17 protein-coding genes and 2 riboswitches are annotated in these 25955 nt (G+C 68.4%); of the genes, 5 read left to right on the top strand and 12 right to left on the bottom strand.

From position 1 onward, the window contains the following. Window positions 1–16: 16 nt before the first annotated feature. Complete coding sequence (locus HMPREF9710_RS14490; RefSeq protein ID WP_005667483.1) at window positions 17–1210, top strand: pyridoxal phosphate-dependent aminotransferase; 1194 nt, start codon at window positions 17–19, stop codon at window positions 1208–1210. Between the two features lie 22 nt (window positions 1211–1232). Here HMPREF9710_RS14490 and HMPREF9710_RS14485 read toward each other — a convergent pair whose 3' ends face one another. From HMPREF9710_RS14485 to HMPREF9710_RS28565, 3 genes are read right to left on the bottom strand one after another with little or no spacing between them, the layout of a single operon-like run. Then, window positions 1233–2543: a hybrid sensor histidine kinase/response regulator gene (locus HMPREF9710_RS14485; RefSeq protein ID WP_229409798.1), complete on the bottom strand. Its 1311-nt coding sequence runs from the start codon at window positions 2541–2543 to the stop codon at window positions 1233–1235. Window positions 2544–2552: 9 nt separating this feature from the next. After that, window positions 2553–4019, bottom strand: coding sequence for an ATPase domain-containing protein (locus HMPREF9710_RS14480; protein ID WP_005667480.1), 1467 nt, complete (start codon window positions 4017–4019; stop codon window positions 2553–2555). Further along, on the bottom strand, window positions 4019–4402 hold the full coding sequence (locus HMPREF9710_RS28565; RefSeq protein ID WP_005667478.1) for a hypothetical protein: 384 nt from the start codon (window positions 4400–4402) through the stop codon (window positions 4019–4021). Before HMPREF9710_RS28565 ends, HMPREF9710_RS14480 begins: the two co-directional genes overlap by 1 nt. A 267-nt stretch (window positions 4403–4669) precedes the next feature. Here HMPREF9710_RS28565 and HMPREF9710_RS14470 point away from each other — a divergent pair, with 267 nt between their 5' ends. Beyond that, window positions 4670–6463 (top strand): DUF885 domain-containing protein, encoded by a 1794-nt coding sequence (locus HMPREF9710_RS14470; protein WP_005667476.1) that lies wholly within the window; start codon window positions 4670–4672, stop codon window positions 6461–6463. Window positions 6464–6503: 40 nt separating this feature from the next. On the opposite strand, the gene HMPREF9710_RS14465 is transcribed toward HMPREF9710_RS14470, so the two are convergent. The 9 genes from HMPREF9710_RS14465 to HMPREF9710_RS14425 all read right to left on the bottom strand — a co-directional run bounded on the left by HMPREF9710_RS14465 (window position 6504) and on the right by HMPREF9710_RS14425 (window position 20727). After that, window positions 6504–7004: a hypothetical protein gene (locus HMPREF9710_RS14465; RefSeq protein ID WP_005667474.1), complete on the bottom strand. Its 501-nt coding sequence runs from the start codon at window positions 7002–7004 to the stop codon at window positions 6504–6506. Beyond that, window positions 7001–7537 (bottom strand): peptide deformylase, encoded by a 537-nt coding sequence (gene def, locus HMPREF9710_RS14460; protein WP_005667472.1) that lies wholly within the window; start codon window positions 7535–7537, stop codon window positions 7001–7003. Before def ends, HMPREF9710_RS14465 begins: the two co-directional genes overlap by 4 nt. Beyond that, a complete protein-coding gene (galU, locus tag HMPREF9710_RS14455; RefSeq protein ID WP_005667471.1) occupies window positions 7534–8427 on the bottom strand; it encodes a UTP--glucose-1-phosphate uridylyltransferase GalU in 894 nt (297 codons plus the stop codon). Before galU ends, def begins: the two co-directional genes overlap by 4 nt. Before the next feature lie 32 nt (window positions 8428–8459). Then, window positions 8460–10778 carry an NAD-dependent DNA ligase LigA gene (ligA, locus tag HMPREF9710_RS14450; protein ID WP_051205087.1) on the bottom strand — a complete coding sequence of 773 codons (2319 nt, stop codon included), beginning with the start codon at window positions 10776–10778 and terminating at the stop codon, window positions 8460–8462. Window positions 10779–10835: 57 nt separating this feature from the next. Next, window positions 10836–12095, bottom strand: coding sequence for a cell division protein ZipA C-terminal FtsZ-binding domain-containing protein (locus HMPREF9710_RS14445; protein WP_005667469.1), 1260 nt, complete (start codon window positions 12093–12095; stop codon window positions 10836–10838). A gap of 190 nt (window positions 12096–12285) precedes the next feature. Then, entirely contained in the window at window positions 12286–14142 is a 1857-nt protein-coding gene (locus HMPREF9710_RS26610; protein ID WP_169331328.1) for a sensor histidine kinase, read from the bottom strand. Window positions 14143–14221: 79 nt separating this feature from the next. Continuing rightward, a complete protein-coding gene (gene smc / locus HMPREF9710_RS14435; RefSeq protein WP_005667465.1) occupies window positions 14222–17731 on the bottom strand; it encodes a chromosome segregation protein SMC in 3510 nt (1169 codons plus the stop codon). A gap of 35 nt (window positions 17732–17766) precedes the next feature. Further along, a complete protein-coding gene (locus HMPREF9710_RS14430) occupies window positions 17767–20043 on the bottom strand; it encodes a DUF1631 family protein (RefSeq protein ID WP_005667463.1) in 2277 nt (758 codons plus the stop codon). A 123-nt stretch (window positions 20044–20166) separates the two neighbouring features. Then, a complete protein-coding gene (locus HMPREF9710_RS14425; RefSeq protein ID WP_005667461.1) occupies window positions 20167–20727 on the bottom strand; it encodes an ATP-dependent Clp protease proteolytic subunit in 561 nt (186 codons plus the stop codon). Window positions 20728–21161: 434 nt separating this feature from the next. After that, window positions 21162–21247, top strand: a riboswitch (glycine riboswitch). A 17-nt stretch (window positions 21248–21264) separates the two neighbouring features. Beyond that, window positions 21265–21359, top strand: a riboswitch (glycine riboswitch). A 46-nt stretch (window positions 21360–21405) separates the two neighbouring features. On the opposite strand from HMPREF9710_RS14425, the gene gcvT reads away from it, so the two are divergent. The 3 genes from gcvT (at window position 21406) to gcvP (ending at window position 25946) form a co-directional block, all read left to right on the top strand. Further along, window positions 21406–22524: a glycine cleavage system aminomethyltransferase GcvT gene (gene gcvT, locus HMPREF9710_RS14420; protein WP_005667460.1), complete on the top strand. Its 1119-nt coding sequence runs from the start codon at window positions 21406–21408 to the stop codon at window positions 22522–22524. Between the two features lie 59 nt (window positions 22525–22583). Further along, window positions 22584–22964 (top strand): glycine cleavage system protein GcvH, encoded by a 381-nt coding sequence (gene gcvH, locus HMPREF9710_RS14415; RefSeq protein WP_005667458.1) that lies wholly within the window; start codon window positions 22584–22586, stop codon window positions 22962–22964. 99 nt (window positions 22965–23063) lie between these two features. Continuing rightward, window positions 23064–25946: an aminomethyl-transferring glycine dehydrogenase gene (gene gcvP, locus HMPREF9710_RS14410; RefSeq protein WP_005667457.1), complete on the top strand. Its 2883-nt coding sequence runs from the start codon at window positions 23064–23066 to the stop codon at window positions 25944–25946. Window positions 25947–25955: the final 9 nt, after the last annotated feature.

Genomic DNA, 25955 nt, shown 5'->3' with positions numbered 1-25955 from the left:
ATCCCTGCCATCCAGCATGTCTCTCATTACCCCCAACAGCCAGCTCCAGGTCGCCCAGCGCGTGCACGCGATCGAACCGTTTCGCGTCATGGAGATGGTCAAGGCCGCCGGCGAACTGAAACGCGCCGGCCACGACGTCATCAGCATGAGCGTCGGCGAGCCCGATTTCACCGCGCCCGACATCGTCGCCGGCGCCGCGATGGAAGCGATCCGCGGCGGCGTCACCCAGTACACCGAGTCGCTCGGCCTCCTCGAGCTGCGCCAGGCGATCTCGGGCCACTACGCCGCGACCCAGGGCCTGGACATCGACCCGCGCCGCATCGTGATCACCGCCGGCGCCTCGGCCGGCCTGCTGCTGGCCTGCGCCGCGCTGGTGTCCGAGGGCGACGAAGTCCTGATGCCCGACCCGTCCTACCCATGCAACCGCCATTTCGTGGCCAGCTTCGGGGGCCGGCCGGTGCTGGTGCCTTCCTCCCACGAGGACCGCTACCAGCTCGGCGCCCACCACGTGGCCGAGCGCTGGACCGGGCGCACGCGCGGCGTGCTGGTGGCCTCGCCGTCGAACCCGACCGGCACCTCGATGACGCCAAGCCAGCGGCGCGCCATGCTGGCGGCGGTGCGCGCGCGCGGCGGCTTCGCGATCGTCGACGAGATCTACCAGGGCCTGTCCTACGACCACCAGCCCCTGAGCGCGCTGGCGCTCGACCCGGACGTCATCACGGTGAACAGCTTCTCCAAGTATTTCAACATGACCGGCTGGCGCCTGGGCTGGCTGGTGGTGCCCGACAGCCTGGTGCCGACCTTCGAGAAGCTGGCCCAGAACCTGTTCATCTGCGCCCCGACCGTGGCCCAGCACGCGGCCCTGGCCTGCTTCCAGCCCGAGGCGCTGGCGATCTTCGAGGAGCGCCGGCGCGAATTCCAGCGCCGCCGCGACTACCTGGTGCCGGCGCTGCGCGAACTCGGCTTCGGGGTGCCCGTGATGCCGGACGGCGCCTTCTATGTGTACGCCGACCTCGACCGCGTGGCGCACCCGCTGCACGGCGACAGCGCGGCGTTCAGCATGGCGGTGCTGCAGGATGCCCATGTGGCGATCGTGCCGGGCGACGATTTCGGCGTGGCGGCGCCGCAGCGCCACGTGCGCTTTTCGTATGCGACGAAGTACGAGCGGATCGAGGAAGCGGTGGCGCGGCTGCGGCGCCTGTTCGTGTAAGGTCGGTGCGTAGCCGCCGACCTTAAGGCGCCACGCCCGCCAGCGCCTCGATCAGCACGCCGGGCGCCACCGGCTTGACCAGGTAGCGGTCGAAGCCGGCCGCCAGCGCGCGTTCGCGGTCTTGCGGCTGGCCATAGCCCGACAGGGCGATCGTCAGCGGCCGGTTGCTGTCCGTGCCCGCATCCGAGCCAGCGGCGCGCAGGCGCACCATCAGTTCCAGGCCGTCCAGGCCCGGCAGTCCGATGTCGCACACGATCGCGTCGAAGCGGCCTTCCAGCGCCAGCGCCAGGCCGGCATGGCCGTCGCCGGCGATTTCCACCTGGTGCCCTTCGACTTCGAGCAGCATGCGCAGCACGTCCGAGGCGTCGGCATTGTCTTCCACGATCAGGATCCGGCGCCTGATGCCGCCGCCAACCGGCGCGGCGCCATCGGCGACCCCGCTGGGCGCCGCGGCGCTCGACAGCGGCAGCGAGACCGTGAAGGTGCTGCCCCGCCCCAGCCCCGGGCTGGCGGCGCCGACGCTGCCGCCGTGCATGGTGACCAGATTGCGCACCACGTTCAGGCCAACCCCGAGCCCGCCCTCCGAGCGCGCCAGCGTGCGCGGTCCCTGCGTGAACAGGTCGAAGGCGCGGCCGATGGTCTCGCTGGACATGCCGGAACCGTTGTCGTCGATGGTGACCGTAACAAGGCCGGCGGCGCCGACCCGGGCCGCGACCGCGATGCGGCCGCCGTCCTGGGTGTATTTCGAGGCATTGTTGAGCAGGTTGGTGAACACCTGGGTCAGGCGCACCCGGTCACCTTCGACCACCAGGGTATCCGCCGCCTGCGCGATCGCCAGCTCCTGGCCACGCTCGCGCACGCGCGGCATCACGGTTTCCGCCGCGTGCTCGATCAATTCGGCCAGCCGCAGCGGCTCGACCGCCAGCGTGATCTTGCCGCTGCTCAGGCGGGCGGCGTCGAGCAGGTCGTCCAGCAGGTGCGCCATATGGCCCACCTGGCGCTGGATCACGCCGGTCAGGCGGGCCAATGCGGCGGTATTCACCGGCGAGCGCTCGAGCAGGCTGGCCGACACGCTGATCGGCACCAGGGGGTTGCGCAGCTCGTGCGCCAGCATGGCGAGGAATTCGTTCTGGCGGCGGTTGGTTTCCTCGGCGTCATCGCGCGAGGTCTGGGCGTCGACCGCGGCCAGCACCAGGTGCTCGTTCGCTTCGCGCAGGCTTGCGGCCAGCGCGAGGCTGGCCGCGAGATCGCCGCGCAGCTGCTCTGCCTCGAGTTCGAGCGCCGCCAGGCGGAGCGCCAGGGTGCCGTCGTCGTTGCCTGGTGTCGCCGCCATGAGATTCATTCAGGGTGTCCCGCGCGCGATGGGCAAGCCGTGCAGCACGCCCTCGTATTCGGTCGCCACCGGCTCGATATTGATCCCGTCGTCGCCGACGTGGAATTCGCGCAGGTCGGTGCTGTGGGCGCTGCCGCGCACCTTGACCACCGAGATGAAGCGGCGGAGCCGGCCGCCATTCTCGCCGAAGCGCATGATCACGATCGCATCGGTCAGGTAGGCGATGTCGGCCTGGCTGAGCTTGAGCTGCGTGAAGTCGTCGTCCACGCCCATCGTGACCAGCACGCTCACGCCGCGCTTGGCCAGCGAGGACAGCATCTGGAACACGGTCGAGCGCAGCTGGTTGCGGCCTTCCGGCGCCAGGTACAGCGCCAGCTCGGACAGCGAATCGACCACCACGCGGCGCGCGCCGGTGCGGTCGATCGCATCGTTCATCTCGTCGAGCAGCTCGTCGACCGTGAGGTCGATCTTGCGGCTTTCGACCATCTGCACGTCGCCGTTCGCGACCAGCGCCGCCAGCTCGGCGTTACGCAGGCGCGAGGCGCCCTTCTCGAACGAGACCGCCACGCCCTTCTCGCCCAGCCGGGCGCCCGCTTGCAGGAAGCGGGTGCCGAGGATGGTCTTGCCGCAGCCGCTCGGGCCCGATACCAGCAGCGAGTGGCCTTGCGGCAGGCCGCCGTGGAGCAGCCCGTCGAGATCGGGCGTGCCGGTGGGAATGCGCGCCGCATCGCGGTCGACCCGCGCCCCCTGGTGATGGTCGGCCGCCAGCGGCGGCAGGATGCGCGGATACACACGGATGCCATCGTCGGTGATGCGGAAGGTGTGCGAGCCGCCCAGGTGGGCCTGGCCGCGCATCTTGACCACCCGCATCTTGCGCACCACCGAGTTATCCTCGTGCACCGGGGTCAGCGAAATCATGCCGTCGGCGACCGTCATGATCGGGCTCGCCTCGGCGTCGCCGTGCAGGTATTCGCCGATCAGGAAGGTGGTGGCCTGCCAGCTCGTCATGCGGGTGCCGAGATCCTGGATGAAGTGCTGCAGGTCGGCCACGCCCTCGTTGCCGGCGCGCGCCGTCTGCGCCACCGAGCGGAAGGAGTCGACGAACACCAGGCTCGGCGAGAAATCCTCGACCTCCTTCATCAGGCGCGCCAGCACGCCGCTGAAATCGCCCGCGCGCAGGTCTTCGGCCAGGTTGACATAGCGCACGCAGGTGCCGACCATGTCCATGTCGAAGAAGCTGTACTGTTGCTGGTAACGCAGCATCTTGAGGGGCGGTTCGCCCAGCACCGTGAAGAACAGGGCGCGGCGCTCGTTGCTGGCCAGCGAAAACATGATCTGGTGGGCGAGCGTGGTCTTGCCCGACCCCGGCGGCCCGGCGATCAGGTTGAAGGAAAATTCGCTCAGCCCTCCCCCCAGGAGAACATCGAGCCCCTGCACGCCCGTGCTCAGCTTTCCAAGGGATACTTTATCGCTCATTACTTGTGCTCCTGTGCATTCTTCTCTTCCCCGTCCCGCGCGGCGGCATCGAGCAGGCGCCGTGCGAGCGCCTGGCCGATGAGGGACGCCAGCAACTCGGTAAACGTCTGGAGCAGCGCCGCATGCGCGGCTTTTGCGTGGTCGGGTGCCACGCTGGCGAGCAGCTCGTCCAGCGCGGTGATTTGGGAGTCGCGGGTCTTGCATGGCGGCGTCTCGGCCAGCCATTTGAATTCGGGACCGACCAGACGGCATGCCCGTCCATACAGCGCGCAAAAGCCGCTGTCACCGATGAGCGGACCCAACTGGTCGGCCAGGCGCCGCCAGGATTGGATGAGCTGGATATGCTCTTCAGAACGCCCGGGGCCGCCCTTACTCGTCATCATGTCTAGGTTGAATAGCAATTGCTGCCGTTATCTTCATGAAAGGTCCATGCACACTCTCGCGCGGAATCGTCGTGCTTGTCTGACGATAGATTGACGAACATTATATCTTGGCTTTCCTGCCATTCCCCGACGATCCGATGATTAAAGTTGCAGCGCACAATGCGGACGACGCGTATTGACGATACAAACATGCGGTAGGCATCCACCTGTTTCCCCGCTAAGATGTGTATCGCCGAGCAATAATGCTCTTTATCAAGCAGGGGATCAATGAAAATAAGCAAGCTGGGCGCCGCCGTCTCGACGGCCGCCGTCGTGATGGGTCTGGCATTCGCACCGGCGGCCGTGGCCGCAACGAGCGCAGCCGCGGTGAATACGACTGCGACCGCCGCCGACGCGCGGTTCAAGGACATCTACACCAAGGAGTGGAAGTGGCGCATCGCCGAGCGCCTGGCGCGCGACGAGAACGCGCCCAACGCGAACCCGGCTTATGCGCGGGTCGACGCCGCCGCCCAGGAAGCGCGCCGCGTCTACTGGGCCGCCATCCTGAAGGAACTCGACGCGATCCCGCCAGGCGCGCTCTCGCCCGCCGAACGCATCAACTTCGCGGTCTACCGCGCCCAGATCGCCGCCCTGCACGACGCCCAGCGCTTCCGCGAATACGAACAGCCGGTCAACGCCGACACCGCCTTCTGGTCCGACGTCGCGTATGCCGCGCGCCGTCCGCTCAAGACCGCCGACGAATACCGCAACTATCTGCGCCTGCTGGAGGGCCTGCCCGCCTACTTCGACCAGGAGCTGGACAATATGCGCGCCGGCCTGGCGCGCGGCTTCACCCCGCCGAAGGTCACGCTGGCCGGCCGCGAAGCCACCTTGAGCTCGGTGCTCGATGCGAAGACGCCGCAGGACGTGGTGTTCTACAACCCGTTCAAACAGATGCCGGCCGCGATGCCGGCCGCCGAGCAGGAGGCGCTGCGCGCGCAGGCGGTGGCCCTCATCCAGGGCAAGATACAACCCGCCTACGCCAAGGCCCTGGCCTATTTCCGCGACGAGTACGTGCCGAAGGCGCGCACCACGCTGGCGGCCCAGGACATGCCGGGCGGGAAGGAATACTACCAGTCGAAGATCGTGGAATTCACCACGACCGACATGACGGCCGACCAGATCCACGCGATCGGCCTGGCCGAGATGGCCAAGATCCGCGCCGAGATGCACGACATCATGAAGCAAGTCGGGTTCAAGGGCGACTTGCAGGCCTTCCTGCACTTCCTGCGCACCGATCCGCAGTTCTATGCCAAGACGCCGCAAGAGCTGCTCAAGAGCGCGGCCTGGACGTCCAAGAAGTTCGACGCCAAGGCCGACCAGTTCTTCGGCCACCTGCCGCGCCGCCGCTTCGCGATCGTGCCGGTGCCGGACGACCAGGCGCCGTTCTGGACCGCGGGCCGCGGCGGCCCCGGCACCTACTGGGTCAATACCTATAACCTGCCGGCCCGTCCGCTCTACAGCCTGCCGGCCCTGACCCTGCACGAGTCGGCGCCGGGACATGCCTTCCAGATCCCGCTGGCGCAGGAACAGCAAGGCGTGCCGCCGTTCCGCCGCGCCTACATCTCGGCCTATGGCGAGGGCTGGGCGCTGTACACCGAGCGCCTGGGCACCGAGATGGACATCTACGAGACCCCGTACGAGGTGTTCGGCATGCTGAGCTACCAGGCCTGGCGCGCCTCGCGCCTGGTGGTCGACACCGGCATCCACGCCAAGGGCTGGACCCGCGAGCAGGCCCAGAACTACCTGCTGCAGAACACCGCGCTGTCGAAGCACGAGGTCGAGACCGAGGTGGACCGCTACATCTCGTGGCCGGGCCAGGCGCTGTCGTACTACCTGGGCCAGATGGCGATCCAGGAAGCGCGCGCGCGCGCCGAGAAGGCGCTCGGGTCGAAGTTCGACATCCGCCACTTCCACGACACCGTGCTGCAGGTCGGTTCGGTGCCGCTGCCGGTGCTGCAGCAGCGCATCGACCAGTTCATCGCGGATGGCGGACCGAGTCCGTATCCGAAAGAAAGCTGATCGTTTCATGAAAAAAGGGCCGCATCGCGCGGCCCTTTTTTCATCGGTCGAACAGCTTGAACTTCAGCTGGAACGAGATGCCGCCATACAGCCGGTCCTTGTAGTTCGGGATGATCCCGACATTCACGCCGACCCGCTTGTATTCATAGGTCAGGGTCGGGATCGCGCCCGGGAACCAGCCGCCGTCGCGCGTCTTCGGATAGCCGTCGAAGGCGGCCAGCGCCAGGCCCACGCGCACCGGGCCGACCGCATACGGCTGCCAGATCACGCCCGCGTAGTTCGACCAGGCGCGGTCGCTGTTGTAGAAGCGCCCGGCGGTGGCCGTCATCGTGCCCTTGAAGCGGTACTCAAGCGCCAGGCCCTTGTTGTTGTCGTTCAGGTCCTTGTCGCCGTCAAAGTGCGCGGTATAGAAGCCGGTGTCGATCCACAGTTCGCTGGTCGGCGACGGGTCGATCTTCGTGAAGAAGTCGGCGGCGAGTGCCGCCGGAGCGGCAAGACAGGCGGCGCCCAGCAGCGCCAGGAAATATACGGCGCGGCTCAATCGTCGGCTCCGGGATCAAGGTGGGGGAACATGACTTCGGTGAAGCCGAAGCGGGAAAAGTCGCGGATCCGCATCGGATACAGGATGCCCAGCAGGTGATCCACTTCGTGCTGCACCACGCGCGCGTGGAAACCTTCCGCGTCACGCACGATGCGCTTGCCGAACTGGTCGAAGCCCTCGTAGCGCAGGCGCGTGTAGCGCGGCACGCTGCCGCGCAGGCCGGGCACCGACAGGCAGCCCTCGACGCCCTCTTCCATCTCGTCGGACAAGGGCGTGAGCACGGGATTGATCAGGACCGTCTCGGGCACCGGCGGCGCGTCGGGATAGCGCTGGTTGCTGCCAAAGCCGAAGATCACCAGCTGCAGGTCGACGCCGATCTGCGGCGCGGCCAGGCCGGCGCCGTTGGCGGCATGCATGGTCTCGAACATGTCGGCGATCAGGGCGTGCAGCCCGGGCGTATCGAATTCGGTGACCGGCTGCGCGACCCGCAGCAGGCGCGGGTCGCCCATCCTGAGGATCTCGCGCACCGTCATGCCGGGCCTCTTCCTTCCAGCAAACCGGCCAGCGAGGCACGGAAGCCCTCGGCCGTTTCCGGGTGCTTCAGGCCGATCGCGGCGGTGGCCTGCAGATACCCCAGCTTGGAGCCGCAATCGTAGCGCTGGCCGGCGTAGCGGTAGGCCAGCACGCGCTCGTCGCGCATCAGGGCCGCGATGCCGTCGGTGAGCTGGATCTCGCCGCCGGCGCCCTTGCCGATGTTTTCCAGGTAGTCGAAGATCGACGGCGACAGCACGTAGCGGCCGACCACGGCCAGGGTCGACGGCGCGTCCGCGGGCTGCGGCTTCTCGACGATGCCGGACACCAGTTCGAGGTCCTGGCGGTAGGCCGAGGCGCTGACGATGCCGTACTGGCGGGTGTGCTCGCGCGGCACGTCCTGCACCGCCAGGATGCTGCTGCGCTCATAGGCGTAGACGTCGGCCATCTGGGCCAGCACCGGTTTCTGGCCGTCGGCGGTGTCCATGAAGTCGTCCGCCAGCAGCACGGCGAAGGGTTCAATACCCACCACCGGCCGCGCGCACAGCACCGCATGGCCCAGGCCCAGGGGCGACGACTGGCGGATGTAGATGCAGTTGACGTTCTTCGGGATCACCCCGCGCACGGTCTCGAGCAGGGCCTGCTTGCCGGCCGCCTCGAGCTCGGATTCGAGTTCGTAGGCCTTGTCGAAATGGTCTTCGATGGCGCGCTTGTTGCGGCCCGTGATGAAGATCAGTTCGGTGACGCCGGCGGCCACCGCCTCTTCGACCGCGTACTGGATCAGCGGCTTGTCGACGATCGGCAGCATCTCTTTCGGCTGCGCCTTGGTCGCCGGCAGGAAGCGGCTGCCCAGGCCGGCGACGGGGAATACGGCTTTGCGGATCAGGTTCATGTGTTCCAGTATGGAGGGTTGTTATTGCATTGTTATGACTGCGCCAGCAGCGCCAGCAGCGCCGCCTCGTCCAGGATCGTGACGCCGAGCTCCTCGGCCTTGGCCAGCTTGCTGCCCGCTTCGGCGCCGGCCACCACGTAGGATGTCTTCTTCGACACCGAGCCCGACACCTTGCCGCCGGCCTCCTCGATCAGCGCGCCGGCCGCGTCGCGGCTCAGGGTCGGCAAGGTGCCAGTCAGGACGAAGGTCTTGCCGGCCAGCGGTCCCTCGGGCGCGGCGGCGGCCGAGGCTTCGGGCAGGGATTCCAGCAGCGAGCGGCGCAGGGCCGCCAGCGACTGCACTAGTTCGCGGTTCGCGCGCACCGCCATCCATTCCTCGAGCGCGGCGGCGACCGTTGCCGGCAGGCCGAAGATGCCGAAGTCGGTGCGCACGCCGATGTCTTCCAGCGTCTGGCCGGCGCCCACCACCTGGCGCGCGCGCGGCTCGGTCAGTTTCGGGATGTCGAGCGCGGCCAGCAGCTTGATCTCGTCGAGCTTTTCGCGCAGCTGCGCCTTCGGCGCATGCTCGCCCTTCGGCGCCACGCCGGCGTCCAGCAAGGCGTTCAGGGCGATCTGGTTCTTTTCTTCGGCGAAGAATTCGGCGATCGACTCGGCCACCGTGCCGCCGATGTCGGGCAGCACGCGCAGCAGCGCGGCCGGCGCGCGCCGCACCAGGGCCAGGCTGCCGAGCCAGTCGGCCAGCGTCTTGGCGGTCGACTCGCCCACGTGGCGGATGCCGAGCGCGAACAGCAGGCGCTCCAGCGGCGGCTGCCTGCTGGCGGCGATCGCGGCCAGCAGGTTGTCGGCCCACTTGGTCGCGACCTTGCCCTGCTTGACGGTCTCCGGGGTCGTGCCGTCGCGCTCGTCGGCCAGGCGCTTCATCTTGAGCAGGTCGTCGAGCGTGAGCTTGTAGAGATCCGCCACACCCTTGACCAGGTTCGCCTCCACCAGGCTGTCGATGTAGCGGTCGCCCAAGCCTTCGATGTCCATCATGCGGCGGCCGGCGAAGTGGCGGATCGCTTCCTTGCGCTGGGCCGCGCAGGTCAGGCCGCCGGAGCAGCGCGCGACCGCTTCGTCGGCCTCGCGCACCACGTGCGAACCGCACACCGGGCACTGCTTCGGCAGTTCATAGACCGCCGGCTCCGGGCTCGGGCGGCGCTCCAGCACCACCGCCAGCACCTCGGGGATCACGTCGCCGGCGCGGCGCACGATCACGGTGTCGCCCACGCGCACGTCCTTGCGCCGCACTTCGTCCTCGTTGTGCAGGGTGGCGTTGGTGACGGTGACGCCGCCGACCGAGACCGGCACCAGGCGCGCCACCGGCGTGATGGCGCCGGTGCGGCCGACCTGCACCTCGATCGCCTGGACCGTGGTCAGCGCTTCCTCGGCCGGGAATTTATGGGCCAGCGCGAAACGCGGCGCGCGCGAGACGAAGCCCAGCGCGCGCTGGTCCTCGATGCGGTCGACCTTGTACACCACGCCGTCGATTTCGTAAGGGAGCGACTTGCGGCGTTCGCCGACGTCGCGGTAGAAGTCGAGCAGGCCGTCGCGGCCCGCGACCACCTTGCGTTCCTTCGCCACCGGCAGCCCGAGCGCCTCGAACCAGTCGAGCAATCCGGAATGGGTGTCGGGCAAGTCGGCGCCTTCCACCTGGCCCACGCCATAGGCGAAGAAGCGCAGCCTGCGCTCATTGGTGATGCGCGCGTCCAGCTGGCGCAGGCTGCCGGCGGCGGCATTGCGCGGGTTGGCGAATTCCTTCTGGCCGCTGGCGCGCTGGCGCTCGTTCAGGGCCTCGAAGTCGCGCTTGAACATCAGCACTTCGCCGCGCACCTCGAGCACGGCCGGCACGTCGCCGCCATGCAGCCGCATCGGGATCACGCGCACGGTGCGGATGTTGGCGGTGACGTCCTCGCCCGTGTAGCCGTCGCCGCGGGTCGCCGCCTGCACCAGGCGTCCATCCTCGTAGCGCAGGCTGATGGCCAGGCCGTCGAACTTCAGTTCGGCGTTGTAGACGACCTGGCGCACTTCCAGCCCCTCGCGCGCCTTACGGTCGAAATTGTCGATGTCGTCGTCGTTGAAGCCGTTGTTCAGCGACAGCATCGGCACCGCATGGGTGACCTGGCCGAACTCGGGAATAGGCGCGTCGCCCACGCGCCGGGTCGGCGAGTCGGGGTCGACGGCGTCCGGGTGGCTGGTCTCCAGCGCCAGCAACTCGTGGTACAGCTTGTCGTACTCGGCGTCGGGAATCGTCGGCGCGTCCAGCACATGGTAGTTGTAGCTGGCGCGGTTCAGTTCCGCGACCAGCCAACGCATTCGTTCAATGCGCCGCTGGCGGTCATTCTGTTGCTCTTGCTCGGTCACCGGGAATCCTCAGCTGAACAGGCGCAGCGCGCGGGTCGAGCCGGCCGGGATGTCGGCCGCGTCCATCTCCTGGTAGAACTCGCCCACCTGGCTCTTGATCTCATCGAGGGCCTCGTCCACCAGCGGCTGGTCGAAATCGTCGACGATGGTCGCGTCCAGGCGCTGGGTCAGGCCGCGCGCGGTCTCGACCATGCGGCCGAAGCCGTCGCGCGCGGGGGCGACGCACGGCACGTCCAGCAGCAGGGTCAGGCGCGAGGTGGTGTCGGCGCCCAGGGTGACGTTGGTCGACAGCGTAAACAGCACGCCGCCGCCCGCGCTTTCCTTGTCCGGCATCGCGAAGCGGCCGTCCGGACGCACGTCGAAGCCGGCGTTCTCGAGGGCGCCGATCAGCGTCGACATCGCCCATGGCGCGCCATTCGCGGCCAGGTTGACGCCCAGCTGGGCGTCGTGGCCGGCCACGAAGCGGTGCAGGATGCGCGCCTCGGCCATCACCTCGATCATGTCCGGCACTTCCGGCTCGGCCCCGATCTCGTCGGCCACCGCGCGCAGGCGGGTGACCAGCTCGGAGTATTCGAGTTCGTTCAGCGCCGTGGTGCGGGTCGCCATCTGCACGCCCGCCTGCAGCTTGGTGTACACGCCGCCATGCACGATCGGCTCCCACTCGCCGCTGACGGCGAAGCCGATGTAGTGGATCGGCTTGTTGCCGACGCGGCGCAGCGTTTGCAGGGCCGGCAAGATCTTGTCGCCGCGCACAGGCGTTTCGAGCGAGAGGGGGATCAGGCAGTCGATCAGCGGATCGACCAGGCATTCGGCCAGTTCGGCGGCCGGCATGCCGGGACGGGTGCCGGGCAGCGAGGCGGCCACCGCATCCTGGGCGGCGCTGGCGCCGGCGGCGCGGTAGCTGGTGGCGGGCGGCGTGACCGGCGCTGCAGGGGCTGGGGCCGGGGCTGGCGCGGCGGCCGGCGTCGGCGCCGGCGTGTCCAGCTGCGGCTCGGGCTTGACGTCGGCCGGCGCGAAGGCGTCGGCGTCGAGCACCGGCTCCTTGGCGAGCACCGGGGCCTTGTCGTCGAGGCCGGCCTCGAGCACCGGCTCGTGACGGTCCACGGCCGGCACCTGCTCGCCATCGCGCATCAGGACGTCGTCGTGGTCGGAGGCGAAGGCGCGTTCGACGCTCTTCCTGGCCTTGTATTCCTGCCACTTGTTGTAGGTGATGACGCCGACGACGAAGACGCCGCCGGCTGCGATCAGGCTCATTTGGAAATCAGTCATGCTGCTTGTGCCTCAATAGCGAAATTCGCGCCGGATCCGCCTGCCTTGCGGGCCACGCGGTCCTTTGTTCTGCGAAATGGTTAATTCGATCGAAATGCATCCGTGCGGGCGCTCTCCCCACGGAAATTCGTGCAATCATACCAACTCCCCCGCGCGGACGCCATGGATAGCCGGTGCGCCACCGCGATCATCATGCGGGCGCCGGCGCGTCCGGCGCACGGCAGGCCGGCAGGGCGACCACGACTTCGCTGCCCAGCCCCTCCCCCGGGCTCGACGCGCCGACCCGGCCGCCATGCAGGTGCACCAGCCGCTTGACCAGGGCCAGCCCGATGCCCAGGCCGCCCTGCGAGCGGTCTGGGGTGCGCTGCCCCTGGCGGAACAGTTCGAACACGCCGTCGACCAGCTCGGGCGCCATGCCGATGCCGTTGTCGCTGACCGCGATCTCGACCATGCCGTCCACCCGCGCCAACGCGACGACGATGCGCCCGCCCGGCGGCGTGTACTTGGCCGCGTTCGACAACAGGTTCGCCAGCACCTGGACCAGGCGCTTGCGGTCGCCATGGATGCAGGCCCCGCCGGCATGGTCGGCCACCGACAGCGCGTGCGCGCGCGCCTCGATGAGCGGGCGCGCCTGCTCGACGGCCTCGTCGACCAGCAGGCGCGCCGCCACGTCTTCCTGGACCAGCGCGATCAGTCCGCGCGTCACGCGCGACACGTCCAGCAGGTCGTCGATCAGGCCGGTCATGTGGGTAACCTGGCGCGCGATCACCTGGCCGATGTGCTCGACCTTGGCCGCATCGGCCTTGGCCAAGGGCAGCAGCGCCGCCGCGCTGCGGATTGGCGCCAGCGGATTGCGCAGCTCGTGGCCGAGCATGGCGAGGAACTCGTCCTTGCGCTGGTCGGCTTCGCGCAGCGCATCCTCGGTCAGCTTGTGTTCGTGGATGTCGGTGCAGGTGCCCATCCAGCGCCCGATGACCCCTTGCGCGTCGCGCACCGGCAAGGCGCGGCCCAGCACCCAGCGGTAGGCGCCGCTGTGGTGACGCAGCCGGTATTCGATCTCGTAGGGTTCGCCGGTGGCCAGCGAATGGCGCCACCTGGCCCAGGCGGCGTCCTGGTCGTCCGGATGGAACATGCCGTTCCAGGCCTCGCCGTCGGTCGAGCCGGGCGGTACGCCGGTGAAGGCGTACCACTGGTCGTTGTAGTAATCGTGGAAGCCGTCGGGAAGGGTCGACCACACCATCTGCGGCATCGCGTTCGTGATCGCGCGAAAGCGCGCCTCGCTCTCGGCCAGCGCGCGTTCGGCGGCGCGGGTCGCCGAGATGTCGATCACCACGCCGAAGCCCTGGCGGCCATCGGCCAGCAGGTTGCCGGCGCCGACCAGCACCGGAATGCGGCGGCCGTCGCGGTGCAGGAATTCCTTCTCGATCAGCGGCATCACCCCGTGCGCCTGCAGGCGCGCAAGGCCGGCGTCGTCGACCTCGCGCCACTCGGGCGGCGTCAGCGCGCGCCAGGACAGGCCGCGGCGGCGGTCCTCCTGGCTCAGTCCCAGCATGGAGAGAAACGCGTCGTTGCAGTCGAGGATCTCGCCGTCGACGGTGTAGCGCACCACGCCGACCGGACTGAGTTCGACCAGCCGCCCCAGTTCGCGCGCGGCCTGGTCGACTTGCGGCGGCAGCGCCGCGGCCACGCCCAGCACGCCCACGATGGCGCCATCGGCTTCGCACACCGGCGACAGCGCGAGCTTGACCCGCGTGGGCAGTTCCAGCTCGGCGCCGGCCTGGGCCAGGCTGCCGTCGAGGATGCGCGCAACCGGGTCGATGGCGCCCGGCAGCAGCGTTGCGAGCGGCGTCCAGGCATCGGGAGATGCGGTCCGAGCGCCTTCCAGCAGCGCCGTGAAGGCCGGATTGGCTGCGGCCATGACGCCGCCAATCCGGCTTTCGCCGCGCACGATGAACATTGGCGCCGGCGACGCGCCGATCAGCCGCACGCCCTGCTCCAGTGCTGAAGGGATGGGGGCGGGCTGCGGTGATCTGGAGTGGTCGGTCATTGCAAGCATTCGTACAGTGGCATGTGCCCCGGCAGAGGCGGGCCAGTGTAGCACGGCGGCCCGGGAAGGCCGCGCCCGTTCAGGCGGCGGCCAGGTCGGTGGCCGACTCCATGTCCACCGCCACGATGCGCGAGACGCCCTGCTCCTGCATCGTCACCCCGATCAGCTGACTGGCCATCTCCATCGCGATCTTGTTGTGCGAGATGAACAGGAACTGGGTGTGGTCCGACATGCGCTTGACCATGCGGCAGAAGCGCTCGGTGTTGGCGTCGTCCAGCGGCGCGTCGACCTCGTCCAGCAGGCAGAATGGCGCCGGGTTCAGGCGAAACATCGAGAACACCAGCGCGGTCGCGGTCAGCGCCTTCTCGCCGCCCGACAGCAGGTGGATGGTGGCGTTCTTCTTGCCCGGCGGCTGGGCCATGACCTGCACGCCGGCGTCCAGGATCTCGTCGCCGGTCATGACCAGCCTGGCGTTGCCGCCGCCGAACAGGATCGGGAACAGTTCGGAGAAGTGGCCGTTGACGCGGTCGAAGGTGTCCTGCAGCAGGTCGCGCGTCTCGCGGTCGATGCGGCCGATCGCGTCTTCGAGCGTGGTGATGGCCTCGTTCAGGTCGGCGTTCTGCGAATCCAGGAAGCGCTTGCGCTCGGTGGCCTGGGCCAGCTCGTCGACCGCCGCGAGGTTGACCGCGCCCAGGCCGTTGATGGCGTTCGTCAGTCGGGTGACCTCGCCCTGCAGGTACTGGGGCTTCAGGTCCGGGTCGAGCTTTTCGGACAGCGCCGCCTCGTCGGCGCCGGTGGCGGCCAGCGCTTCGGCGAACTGTTCCTGGTTCAGGCGCGCGGCCTGCTCCTTCAACTGCATCTCGGTGATACGGTCGCGCTGCGGCTGCAGGCTGCGCTCGGACTGCATGCGCGACTCTTCCGCCGCGCGCAGCTGCTGGGCGACCTGGTCCAGCTCGTGGCGGGCGTCGGACAGCGCTACCTCTTGCTTCGTGCGGCGGTCCAGCAGCTCTTGCAAGCCCTCGTGGGCGGTGCCGCTTTCGAGGGCTTCCAGCTCCAGGCGTGCCTGGGCCAGGCTGGCGCCGACCTGTTCGGCCTGGGTGGCGGCGGTCGCCATCGTGCGCCGCAATTCGTCGATGCGGCTGCGCTGGGCGCGTTCGGCGAACTGCGCCTCTTGCGCGCTGCGTTCCAGTTCGCGCAGGTGCTCGCGCGCGCGGCCAAGCGCCTGCTCCTGCTCGAGGAAGGCGGTCTGGCCGTTTTCGTGCGCCTCCTGCAGCTCGGCCAGTTCCAGGTCGAGCTGCTCGAATTCCTGTTCGCTTTCCGCCTGGGCCTGGCGCTGCTCGGCCTCCTGGGCCGCGATCTCGGACAGGTCGGCCGCGATCTGGCTGCTCCGCTGGTTGAAGCGGGCCTCGATCTCGCTCTGCTTGAGCACCTCGATCTGCAGCGCGTGCACCTCGCGCTGCAAGGTGGCCACGCGGCCGCGCGCATCCTGCAGCCGGCGCGCCAGGTCGGTCACGGCGGCATCGGCGCGCACGGCGCGCGCACGCGCCTCGTCGGCCAGCAAGGCCTGGGCCTTGAGCTGTTTACCGATGTTCTCGATCTCGTGCTGGCGCGCCAGCATGCCGTCCTGCTCGGCGTCCGGCGCGTGGAAGCGCACGCTGGAGCGGGTCACCATGTGGCCCTCGCGCGTGACGAAGGCAGCGCCCTGCGGCAGGCGCGCGCGCTCGGCGAAGGCCTGGGCCGCGTCACCGGCCACGTAGACGCCGTGCAGCCAGTCCTCGAGCACGCCGCGCACGCCGGCGTCGTTCACGCGCAGCAGGCTGGAGAACGGCTTCAAGCCGTCGGGCGGCGCCGCGTGGCCGCCCGCCTGCGGCGCGTACAGCGCCAGGCGGGCCGGCGGCGCGTCAAGCACGAACGCCTTGGCCCAGTCGATGTTCGACACCTCCAGCGCGCCGGAACGCTCGCGCAGCACGGCTTCGAGCGCGGCCTCCCAGCCCGCTTCGACCTCCAGCTTTTGCCACAGGCGCGGCAAGCCGGCCAGCTCGTGCTTCTCGAGCCAGGGCTGGACCTTGCCCTGGGTCTGCACGCGCTCCTGCATCTGGCGCAGCGCGTTCAGGCGCGCCTCCAACTGGGCGTTGGCGGCGCTCTCGACCTGCACCTGCGCATGCGCTTCCTTGCGCTCGAGTTCGACCGCCTCTTGCCGTCCGGTCGCTTCTTCCAGCAGCATGGTCTGTTCTTCCAGCGACTGCTGCTGTTCTTCGAGCTGCAGGCGCAGGTTGTCGAGGGTCGCGCTGTCGGGCAGGTTGAGGCCATTCCTCTCCTGCTGCAGGCGTTCGCGCCGCGCCGCCAGGTTGCCCAGGATGCCGGCGGCGTTGCGGCCGTGGGCCGATGCCAGCTCGATGCGCTGCTGGACCTGCATGGTGCGCGCGCGCGAGCCGGCCTGGCGTTCCTGGCCGGCGCGCCAGGCCGCTTCCAGCTCGGGCAGGCGCTCATGGTGGACCTCGACCGCGATCTGGGCGCCTTCGGCGCGCGCGGCCAGTTCCTCCAGCTGCATCTCGGCTTCTTCCTGGCCCTCGCGGTGTTCCTGCTCCTGCGCCAGCCATTGATCTCGCTGCGCGGTGAGCGTGACGATCTGGTTCTGCAGGCGGGTACGCGACTCGACCACGAACTTGATCTGCGCCTCCAGGCTGCCGATCTCGGAATTGATCTGGTACAGGGCGCCCTGGGCCGTGTGCAGGCGGTCGCCGGCGGCGAAATGGGCCTGGCGCAGGTGTTCGAGGTCGACCTCGACGTTGCGCAGCCTGGCGGTCTGCGCTTCCAGGCTGGTCTGCGCTTCTTCCATCTCGCGGAAGAACTTCACCTGTTCGGCCTTGGCCTCGTTCTTGCGCATCAGCCAGAGCAGCTTCTGCTTTTCTTCCTGGTCGGCCTGCAGCTGGCGGAAGCGGTTGGCGACCGCCGCCTGGGCTTCGAGTTTTTCGAGGTTGGCGTTAAGTTCACGCAGGATGTCCTCGACCCGCAGCAGGTTCTCGCGCGTGTCCGACAGCCGGTTCTCGGTCTCGCGGCGCCGTTCCTTGTATTTCGAGACGCCGGCCGCTTCTTCGAGGAAGACCCGCAGTTCTTCCGGGCGCGATTCGATGATGCGCGCGATCATGCCCTGGCCGATGATGGCGTAGGCGCGCGGACCGAGTCCGGTGCCGAGGAAGATGTCCTGGATGTCGCGCCGGCGCACCGGCTGGCCGTTGATGTAATAGGTGGACGTGCCGTCGCGCGTGAGCGTGCGCTTGACCGCGATCTCGGCGTACTGGCCCCACTGGCCGGCGGCCTTGCCGGCGCTGTTGTCGAACACCAGTTCGACCGAGGCGCGCCCGGCGCTCTTGCGGTGGGTGGAGCCGTTGAAGATCACGTCCTGCATCGACTCGCCGCGCAGTTCGGAGGCTTTCGACTCGCCCAGCACCCAGCGCACCGCGTCGATGATGTTGGATTTGCCGCAGCCGTTGGGGCCGACGACGCCGACCAGCTGACCCGGCACCTGGAAATTGGTGGGATCGACGAACGACTTAAATCCCGACAATTTGATGGAAGAGAGGCGCACGTGGATCGGCTATTGCTGTAGAGGTAAAGCGCGCATCATACCATTGCGGGCATGGGCTTGACCGCCGCGCTCAGGATGCGGCCGACCACGCCTTCGGCCGCCACCACCCGCATCGCGCCTTCGCGCAGCAGATCGATCAGGCGCGCGGCCGGCAGCGAAAACGCTTCCTGGCGTCCGGCGCCCGAGAAGATGTACAGCGTGCGCAGCGGGCTGACCCAGGCCAGGCGCACCCGGCGCACGATGTGCGCCTCGTGCAGTTCGAGCCGCATGCCGCGCTCCAGGCCGGCCAGGATGGCGGCCGCCGGATCGCTTGCCGCGGCCTGCGCTTCCTCGGCCTGGATGCGGGCCTGCTCCCGCTCCTCTTCCTGCTCCTGCGCCTGCTCGTATGCAACTCGGCGCAGCGCATCCTGCTGGGCCGCCTCGAGCGCCAGCTCGAGCTGGCGCTCCGGCAGCAGCTCGATCGGCGCACGCACGATCGAGGCGTGGCATTCGGCCAGCTCGGCGAAGAACTGCAGGCGCTCGGCGTCCTGCCAGCGGGTGGCGTCGAGCCAGTTGTTCAGGCTTGCAAGCAGCGCCGGCAGGCGCGCGATCAGGGCCTTCCTCTGCTCCTGGGTCGCCTTCGGCTTGACGCTCCAGATCAGGTCTTCCATCGTGCGCGTGGCATTGTCGATGGCGCCCGGACGGCTGTCCTCGATCGTGTAGGCCAGCGCCAGCGCGGCGCTCCAGCGGCCTTCGAGAAAACCGGTGACGGCCGGGGTCAAGCGTTCCCCGGCCAGGCGCAGCGCCACCGCGCGCCGGGCCGAACGTTCGGCGGCGGCGCGCTTCTCATTGCGCATGGCCTGGGCGATGGGCGCCGCCATGGCCGCCTCTTCCACCCTGTCGCGGGCGGCCAGGCCGGCTTCGATGTCGGCCACGGCCGCGGCGAACTCGGGGTCGACCTGGTCGCGCACGCGCTCGACGCTGCGGCGCATGGCGCGGTAGACCGGGTCGTCCGGGTCCAGGGGACGCTCCCAGCCGGCCTGCGACAGCAGGTCGAGCAGGCGCCGCGCCGGATGGGCCTCCTGAAAGAAGAAGCTGCGGTCGCGCAGCGCGGTGCGCAAGACCGGCAGCTGCAGGTGGCCGATCAATTCGCGCGTCTCGGGGGCGACGCCGTCGTCCTGCAGCACGCTGCCGAACACGCGCGACAGCAGGTCGAGCGTCGTTTCGTCGCCGCGCGACAGGGCGCCCTGCGGCAGGCTGGCGCGCAGGCCTGGCAGGACCAGCACGCCGGGCGCGGCGTCCGGGCCGGCGGCGCCGGCGCGCGCCAGCAGGTCGATCAAGGGTTGAACGGACGCCACTGGCGCTGCGGCGCTGCCGGCGCCACCCGACGCGTGGATGGGGCCCGGATGGGCGCCAGAACCCGCGGCGGCGCTGGACGGGACCGCGCCCGCCGCAGGCATGGGCGGCGCCAGCGGCGCCACCCCGAAGCCGGACGCCGCGCTCGGACGCCAGCCGCCGCTGCCTTGCGGCAGGTCCGGGATCTCAGGGACGGCCAGGGCCGGGTCGAACAGCTGGCGCAGCTGCTGGGCCAGCGCGGCGTCGCGCCGTGCGCGTTCGGACTGGCGCGACGCGCGGTCGTCGGTCTTGCTGAAGCGGGTGTCGGCGTCGCCGCCCTTGCGCGACTTGAGCTTGGCGACCAGGGCTTCGTACAGCGGCCCCAGGTCGAACATCAGGCCGGGACGCAGCAGCGGCGCCACCAGGCCGTGGGCGTCGGGATCGGGCTCGAACTGGCGCCAGGCGGCATCCACGGCGGCCAGGAAGACGTCGGGCCGGAAAGGGTTGTGGGCGGCGCGCACCAGGTCGCGCCCGAGCAGCAGGCCGAGGCGCACGCCCAGCGTGGCCAGGCCCTCGGAATGCTGCAGGTCGAAGGGCCGGCTGACGGCGCCGAGCGCCATTTGCTGGTCGATCTGTTCCAGCGGGACCAGGCTCAGTTCGACCGGGGCGGGCGCGGCTTCGGCCGGGGCGCCAGCGGCGTGCGGGAGCAGGCGCGCGACTTCCCGGCGCAGGGCCGCCTCGATCTCGCTCGTCGCCAGGTGGGTGAAGGCGTAACCGTTGTCCTTGAGAAGATTGCCCGATTTGACGCGCCGCATGACGGTGGCGGGGTCGAGCCCGGCCGCGGTCAGGTCGAGCAGCGCCGACACCATGCGCCGCGCCATGTCCGCCAGGCCGGACTCGGCATGGCTGCGCGCAATGTCGACCAGCTCGGCCAGCGCCGCCTGCTGGGCGGTTGCGGCCTTGCGCGCGGCAAAGGTCTGGGCGGGTGGGGTGGCCATGACGGTTCGGCGAAGTGAGGCAAGGCCCTATTCTGCCATATTCTTACCTCTCAGCAATGACCAAACACATCCCGGCCGGGGCGCCATCGGCCGCCAGCGCGACCGCCGGCGGACCGTCCCGGTTCAGATATTGCGCAGGATGGCGCCTTTCGGCGGCGCGAAGTCCAGCACCTCGTGGATCATCTTCGCCTTCTTGGCGTCGCGCGCGGTCAGGTGCAGGTCGCCGTACTGGTGCACGCTCCACTGCTCGGGCGAGAGTTCGATTTCCTTGCGCAGGATGGCCTCGGTGCGCGCATCGTCGGCGCGCAGGCCTTCGACGATGATGTTGAGCGCATCCGGCCGCGAGCCGGGCGAGGCGGTCGCATGCGACTTGTGGATCATGAAGCGCGCGGTCTCGCTGGCGTAGCGGCGCGAGCCGGCCAGGTAGAGCACCACCGCGATCGAGGCCACCGCCCCGGCGTTATACATCACGAACCTGATCGGCGAGCTGGCCATGAAGTTATACAGGCACAAGCCGTCGCTGACGTAGCCGCCATTCGACTGCAGCAGCACGTGGGCGGTATCGATTCCGTCCTCGGTCATCGCCGCCACCGCATCGAACATCCGGTGCACCATATCGCTGTTGACGTCGCCCGACAGCGTGTACCAACCCTCTTTCTCCTGCAAAGTTTTTTCTTCGTTCATAGTCTGTTCCCGCCTACAAAGTAAGTGGAACAAGTGTAGCAAATCACGACAAACACCCCGAATGCCCTGCACCAATAGTGCGCAGCAATACTTTTTAGCAATCTCGCAGTGAAACGCTACAATGAGGGTCAGAGTAGATTTATTGGGCAATTCCTCAAAGTTGTCAAACAATTCGACTCCGACCCTATTTAATTTTGGGCCGTTTAGCGCTATCAAAATCCGTATTTGATTCTCAGCGTTAAATAGTTTTCCGGATGAATGCTTTTTGTTTCCCCGGCGGTCATAAATTAAATAGGGTCGGAGTAGCATTAACGAGCAACTTCGAAAGTGGTCAAAGAAGTCGACGCTGACCCTCATTGTTGGGTAAGGGGTTGGGGGCAATAAATGGAGGGGCTTGTGTGGTTGACAGGGTTGGCGGGCTGGCATATCCTCCGCAGTCTTGATCGGGAGAGCGCAGCGACGCTGCCGCCGAAGGGGCACTCACCCATAAACTCTCAGGCAAAAGGACCGGTCAAGGGACGGCGGCGCACGGCGCGGCCGGTCAACTCTGGAGAGCGGCCGCGATGCGGCCCACCGAAGGGGCAAGCGGCGCCAGCCGCTATCTCTCAGGTACCAAGGACAGAGGGGTCGATAGCGCACGACGATCGTGCCGACACCCTATTCATGCCCGAGGATTCCATGACGCTCAAAGCGACCCCGCTCAATTCCGCTCACCGCGCCCTTGGCGCCAAGATGGTCGATTTCGGCGGCTGGGACATGCCGGTCAACTACGGCTCCCAGATCGAAGAGCACAACGCGGTGCGCAGCGACGCCGGCATGTTCGACGTGTCCCATATGTGCGTCGTGGACGTGAAGGGCGACAACACCCGCGCCTTCCTGCGCGGCCTTTTGGCCAATAACGTCGACAAGCTGCAAACGCCGGGCAAGGCCCTGTATTCGTGCATGCTCAATCCGGAAGGCGGCGTCATCGACGACCTGATCGTCTATTTTCTGTCCGAAGACTGGTTCCGCATCGTCGTCAACGCCGGCACCGCCGACAAGGACGTGGCCTGGATGAACGGGCAGAACGCCGCCACCAGCAGCGGCGTGAGCATCACCCAGCGCCGCGACGGCAACGACCCGATCGCCCTGGTCGCGGTCCAGGGCCCGAACGCCCGCGCCAAGGTGTGGCAGGTGCTGCCGACCACCCAGGCGGCGACCGAAAACCTCAAGCCCTTCAACGCCGCCATCGTCGGCGACACCGCCTTCGGCGAAGCCATGGTCGCCCGCACCGGCTACACCGGCGAAGACGGCTTCGAGATCGGCGTGCCGGCAAGCCAGGCCGAAGCGCTGTGGAACGCCCTGCTCGCCGCCGGCGTCAAGCCGGCCGGCCTCGGCGCGCGCGACACCCTGCGCCTGGAAGCCGGCATGAACCTGTACGGCCAGGACATGGACGAAACCACCAACCCGCTCGACGCCGGCCTGGCCTGGACCATCGACCTGGTCTCCGAGCGCGACTTCATCGGCAAGGCCGCGCTGCAGGCCAAGGGCCAGCAGGCGCAGTTCGTCGGCCTGATCCTGCGCGAAAAAGGCGGCATCCTGCGCGCCCACCAGCGCGTGATCGCCGCCTCCGGCAATGTCGGCGAGATCACCAGCGGCACCTTCAGCCCCAGCATGCAGCAGGCGATCGCCCTGGCGCGCGTGCCGATGGACGTCGCCGTCGGCGACACCGTGCAGGTCGCGATCCGCGACAAGCACCTGGCCGCCAGCGTGGTCAAGCTGCCGTTCGTGCGCAACGGCAAAGTGCTGGCCGCCTGAATCGCCGGACCGGATAACAAACACCTATACTAATAACCCCACCATCCTCAGGAGTTTCCATGAACATCCCTACCGACCTGAAATACACCGAATCCCATGAATGGGTGCGCCGCGAAGAAGACGGCAGCCTGACCGTGGGCATCACCGAATACGCGCAGGACGCGCTGGGCGACATCGTGTTCGTCGAACTGCCGCAGGTCGGCAAGGCATTCACCGCGGGCGACGACGCCGCCGTGGTCGAATCGGTCAAGGCCGCCAGCGACATCTACGCGCCGGTCTCGGGCACCGTCACCGCCGTCAACCAGCCGGTCGCCGACGCGCCCGACTCGATCAACCAGGATGCCTACGGCGCCTGGCTGTTCAAGCTGGCCCCGAGCGACGCTGGCGCCTACGACAAGCTGCTCGACGCCGACGCCTACGGCAAGACCACCGACCACTGATGGTCCAAGGTGCGCCCTTCCCCGGGCGCACCGCCCTGCGCATCCCCTTCTTGATCCAGCCAGCATCGGCGCCAGACCCTTCCGGACTCTTTTCTTATCATGACCCGCTCCAGCCTCACCCAACTTGAAGCACGCGATTCGTTCATCCCGCGCCACATCGGCCCGTCCGAATCCGAACAGGCAGCCATGCTGTCGACCCTCGGCTACGCCACCCGCGCCGCCCTGATCGACGCCGTGGTCCCGGCCAACATCCGCCGCAAGGACAAGCTGGACCTGGGCCAGTTCGCCGAACCGCGCACCGAAGAAGAAGCGCTGGCGCTGCTCAAGGGCCTGGCGTCGAAGAACAAGGTGCTGAAGTCGCTGATCGGCCAGGGCTACTACGGCACCCACACGCCGAAGGTCATCCTGCGCAACATCTTCGAAAACCCGGCCTGGTACACCGCCTACACCCCTTACCAGCCCGAAATCTCGCAGGGCCGCCTGGAAGCCATCCTGAACTTCCAGCAGGCGATCACCGACCTGACCGGCATGGGCATCGCCAACTCGTCGATGCTGGACGAAGGCACCGCCGCCGCCGAAGCCATGACCCTGATCCAGCGCGTCGGCAAGTCGGCCTCGAAGGTGTTCTACGTGGCCGACGACGTGCTGCCGCAAACCCGCGAGATCATCCAGACCCGCGCCGAACCGATCGGCGTCGAAGTGCGCACCATCGCGCCGGCCGACATCGAAAAACTCGAAGAAACCTGCTTCGGCGTGCTGCTGCAATACCCGGGCGTCGACGGCGAAGTGCGCGACTACCGCGCTGCTTGTGAGCACCTGCATGCCGCGGGCGCGATGGTGATCGTGGCCGCCGACCTGCTGGCGCTCACGGTCCTGACCCCGCCGGGCGAATGGGGCGCGGACGTCGTGGTCGGCAACAGCCAGCGCTTCGGCGTGCCGCTCGGTTTCGGCGGCCCGCACGCCGGCTACCTCGCCACCCGCGACGAATTCAAGCGCAGCATGTCGGGCCGCCTGGTCGGCGTCACCGTCGACGCCCAGGGCAACCCGGCCTACCGCCTGGCGCTGCAGACCCGCGAACAGCACATCCGCCGCGAAAAGGCGACCTCGAACATCTGCACCGCGCAGGTGCTGCTGGCCGTGATGGCCGGCATGTACGCGGTCTACCACGGCCCGCAAGGCCTGGCCCGCATCGCGCGCCGCGTGCACCGCCAGACCACCATCCTGGCCGCCGGCCTGCAGCAGCTGGGCTTCGAGCTGGCCAACAAGACCTTCTTCGACACCCTCACGGTGCGCGTGCAGGACGCCGGCGCGATCCACCAGCAGGCCACCGCGCGCGGCCTGAACCTGCGCCAGATCGACGCCACCAGCGTCGGCGTCTCGCTCGACGAAACGGTCACCCGCGACGACCTGGCCAACCTGTTCGCGGTGTTCGGCAATGGCAAGACGGTTGACCTGGACCAGCTGGACGCCGGCGTCGCCGACGCCTTCCCGGCCGCCCTCGCCCGCACCAGCGCCTACCTGACCCACCCGACCTTCAACCGCTACCACGCCGAGCACGAGATGCTGCGCTACCTGCGCGCGCTGGCCGACAAGGACCTGGCGCTGGACCGCACCATGATCCCGCTCGGCTCGTGCACCATGAAGCTCAACGCCACCGCCGAGATGGTGCCGGTCACCTGGCCCGAGTTCTCGAACGTCCACCCGCTGGCGCCGAACGAGCAGACCATCGGCTACCGCGAGATGATCGCCCAGCTGGAAGCCATGCTGTGCGCCGCCACCGGCTACGCCGCCATCTCGCTGCAGCCGAACGCCGGCTCGCAGGGCGAGTACGCGGGCCTCCTGGTGATCCAGAAGTACCATGAATCGCGCGGCGAAGGCCACCGCAACGTGTGCCTGATCCCGTCCTCGGCCCACGGCACCAACCCGGCCTCGGCCAGCATGGTCGGCATGAAGGTCGTGGTCACCGCCTGCGACGACAACGGCAACGTCGATCTCAGCGACCTGAAGGCCAAGGCCGAGCAATACAGCAAGGACCTGGCCTGCGTGATGGTCACCTACCCGTCGACCCACGGCGTGTTCGAGGAAGGCATCAAGGAACTGTGCGAGATCGTGCACGCGCACGGCGGCCAGGTCTACGTCGACGGCGCCAACATGAACGCGCTGGTCGGCCTGGCCGCGCCGGGCGCCTTCGGCGGCGACGTCAGCCACCTGAACCTGCACAAGACCTTCTGCATCCCGCACGGCGGCGGCGGCCCCGGCGTCGGCCCGATCGGCGTCGGCGCCCACCTGGCGAAGTTCCTGCCGAACCAGCTGTCGACCGGCTATGTGCGGGACGAGAACGGCATCGGCGCCGTCAGCGCCGCCGCCTTCGGCTCGGCCTCGATCCTGCCGATCTCGTGGATGTACATCGCGATGATGGGCGCCGCAGGCCTCACTTCGGCCACCGAAGTGGCGATCCTCAACGCCAACTACATCGCGCGCCGCCTGGCCCCGCACTACCCGGTGCTGTACGCCGGCCACGACGGCCTGGTCGCGCACGAGTGCATCATCGACCTGCGTCCACTGCAGGACAAGACCGGCATCAGCAACGAAGACGTGGCCAAGCGCCTGATGGACTTCGGCTTCCACGCCCCGACCATGAGCTTCCCGGTGCCGGGCACCCTGATGATCGAGCCGACCGAGTCGGAATCGAAGGCCGAGATCGACCGCTTCATCGAGGCGATGATCACCATCCACGCCGAGATCGTGAAGGTCGAGCGCGGCGAGTACGACCGCATGGACAACCCGCTCAAGGGCGCGCCGCACACCGCCGAAGTCGTGACTTCCGACGATTGGCAGCACGGCTACACCCGTGAAGTGGCGGCCTTCCCGGTCGCCGGCCTGCGCAAGAAGAAGTACTGGCCGCCGGTCGGCCGCGCCGACAATGTGTACGGCGACCGCAACCTGTTCTGCGGCTGCGCGCCGATCAGCGATTACGAGTGATCGGTTGAC

Origin of the sequence: Massilia timonae CCUG 45783, assembly GCF_000315425.1 — a bacterium.
Classification (GTDB): Bacteria; Pseudomonadota; Gammaproteobacteria; order Burkholderiales; family Burkholderiaceae_D; genus Telluria; species Telluria timonae.
Note: the sequence above shows the minus strand (reverse complement) of the source record. Positions and strands in the feature narration are given on the sequence as shown.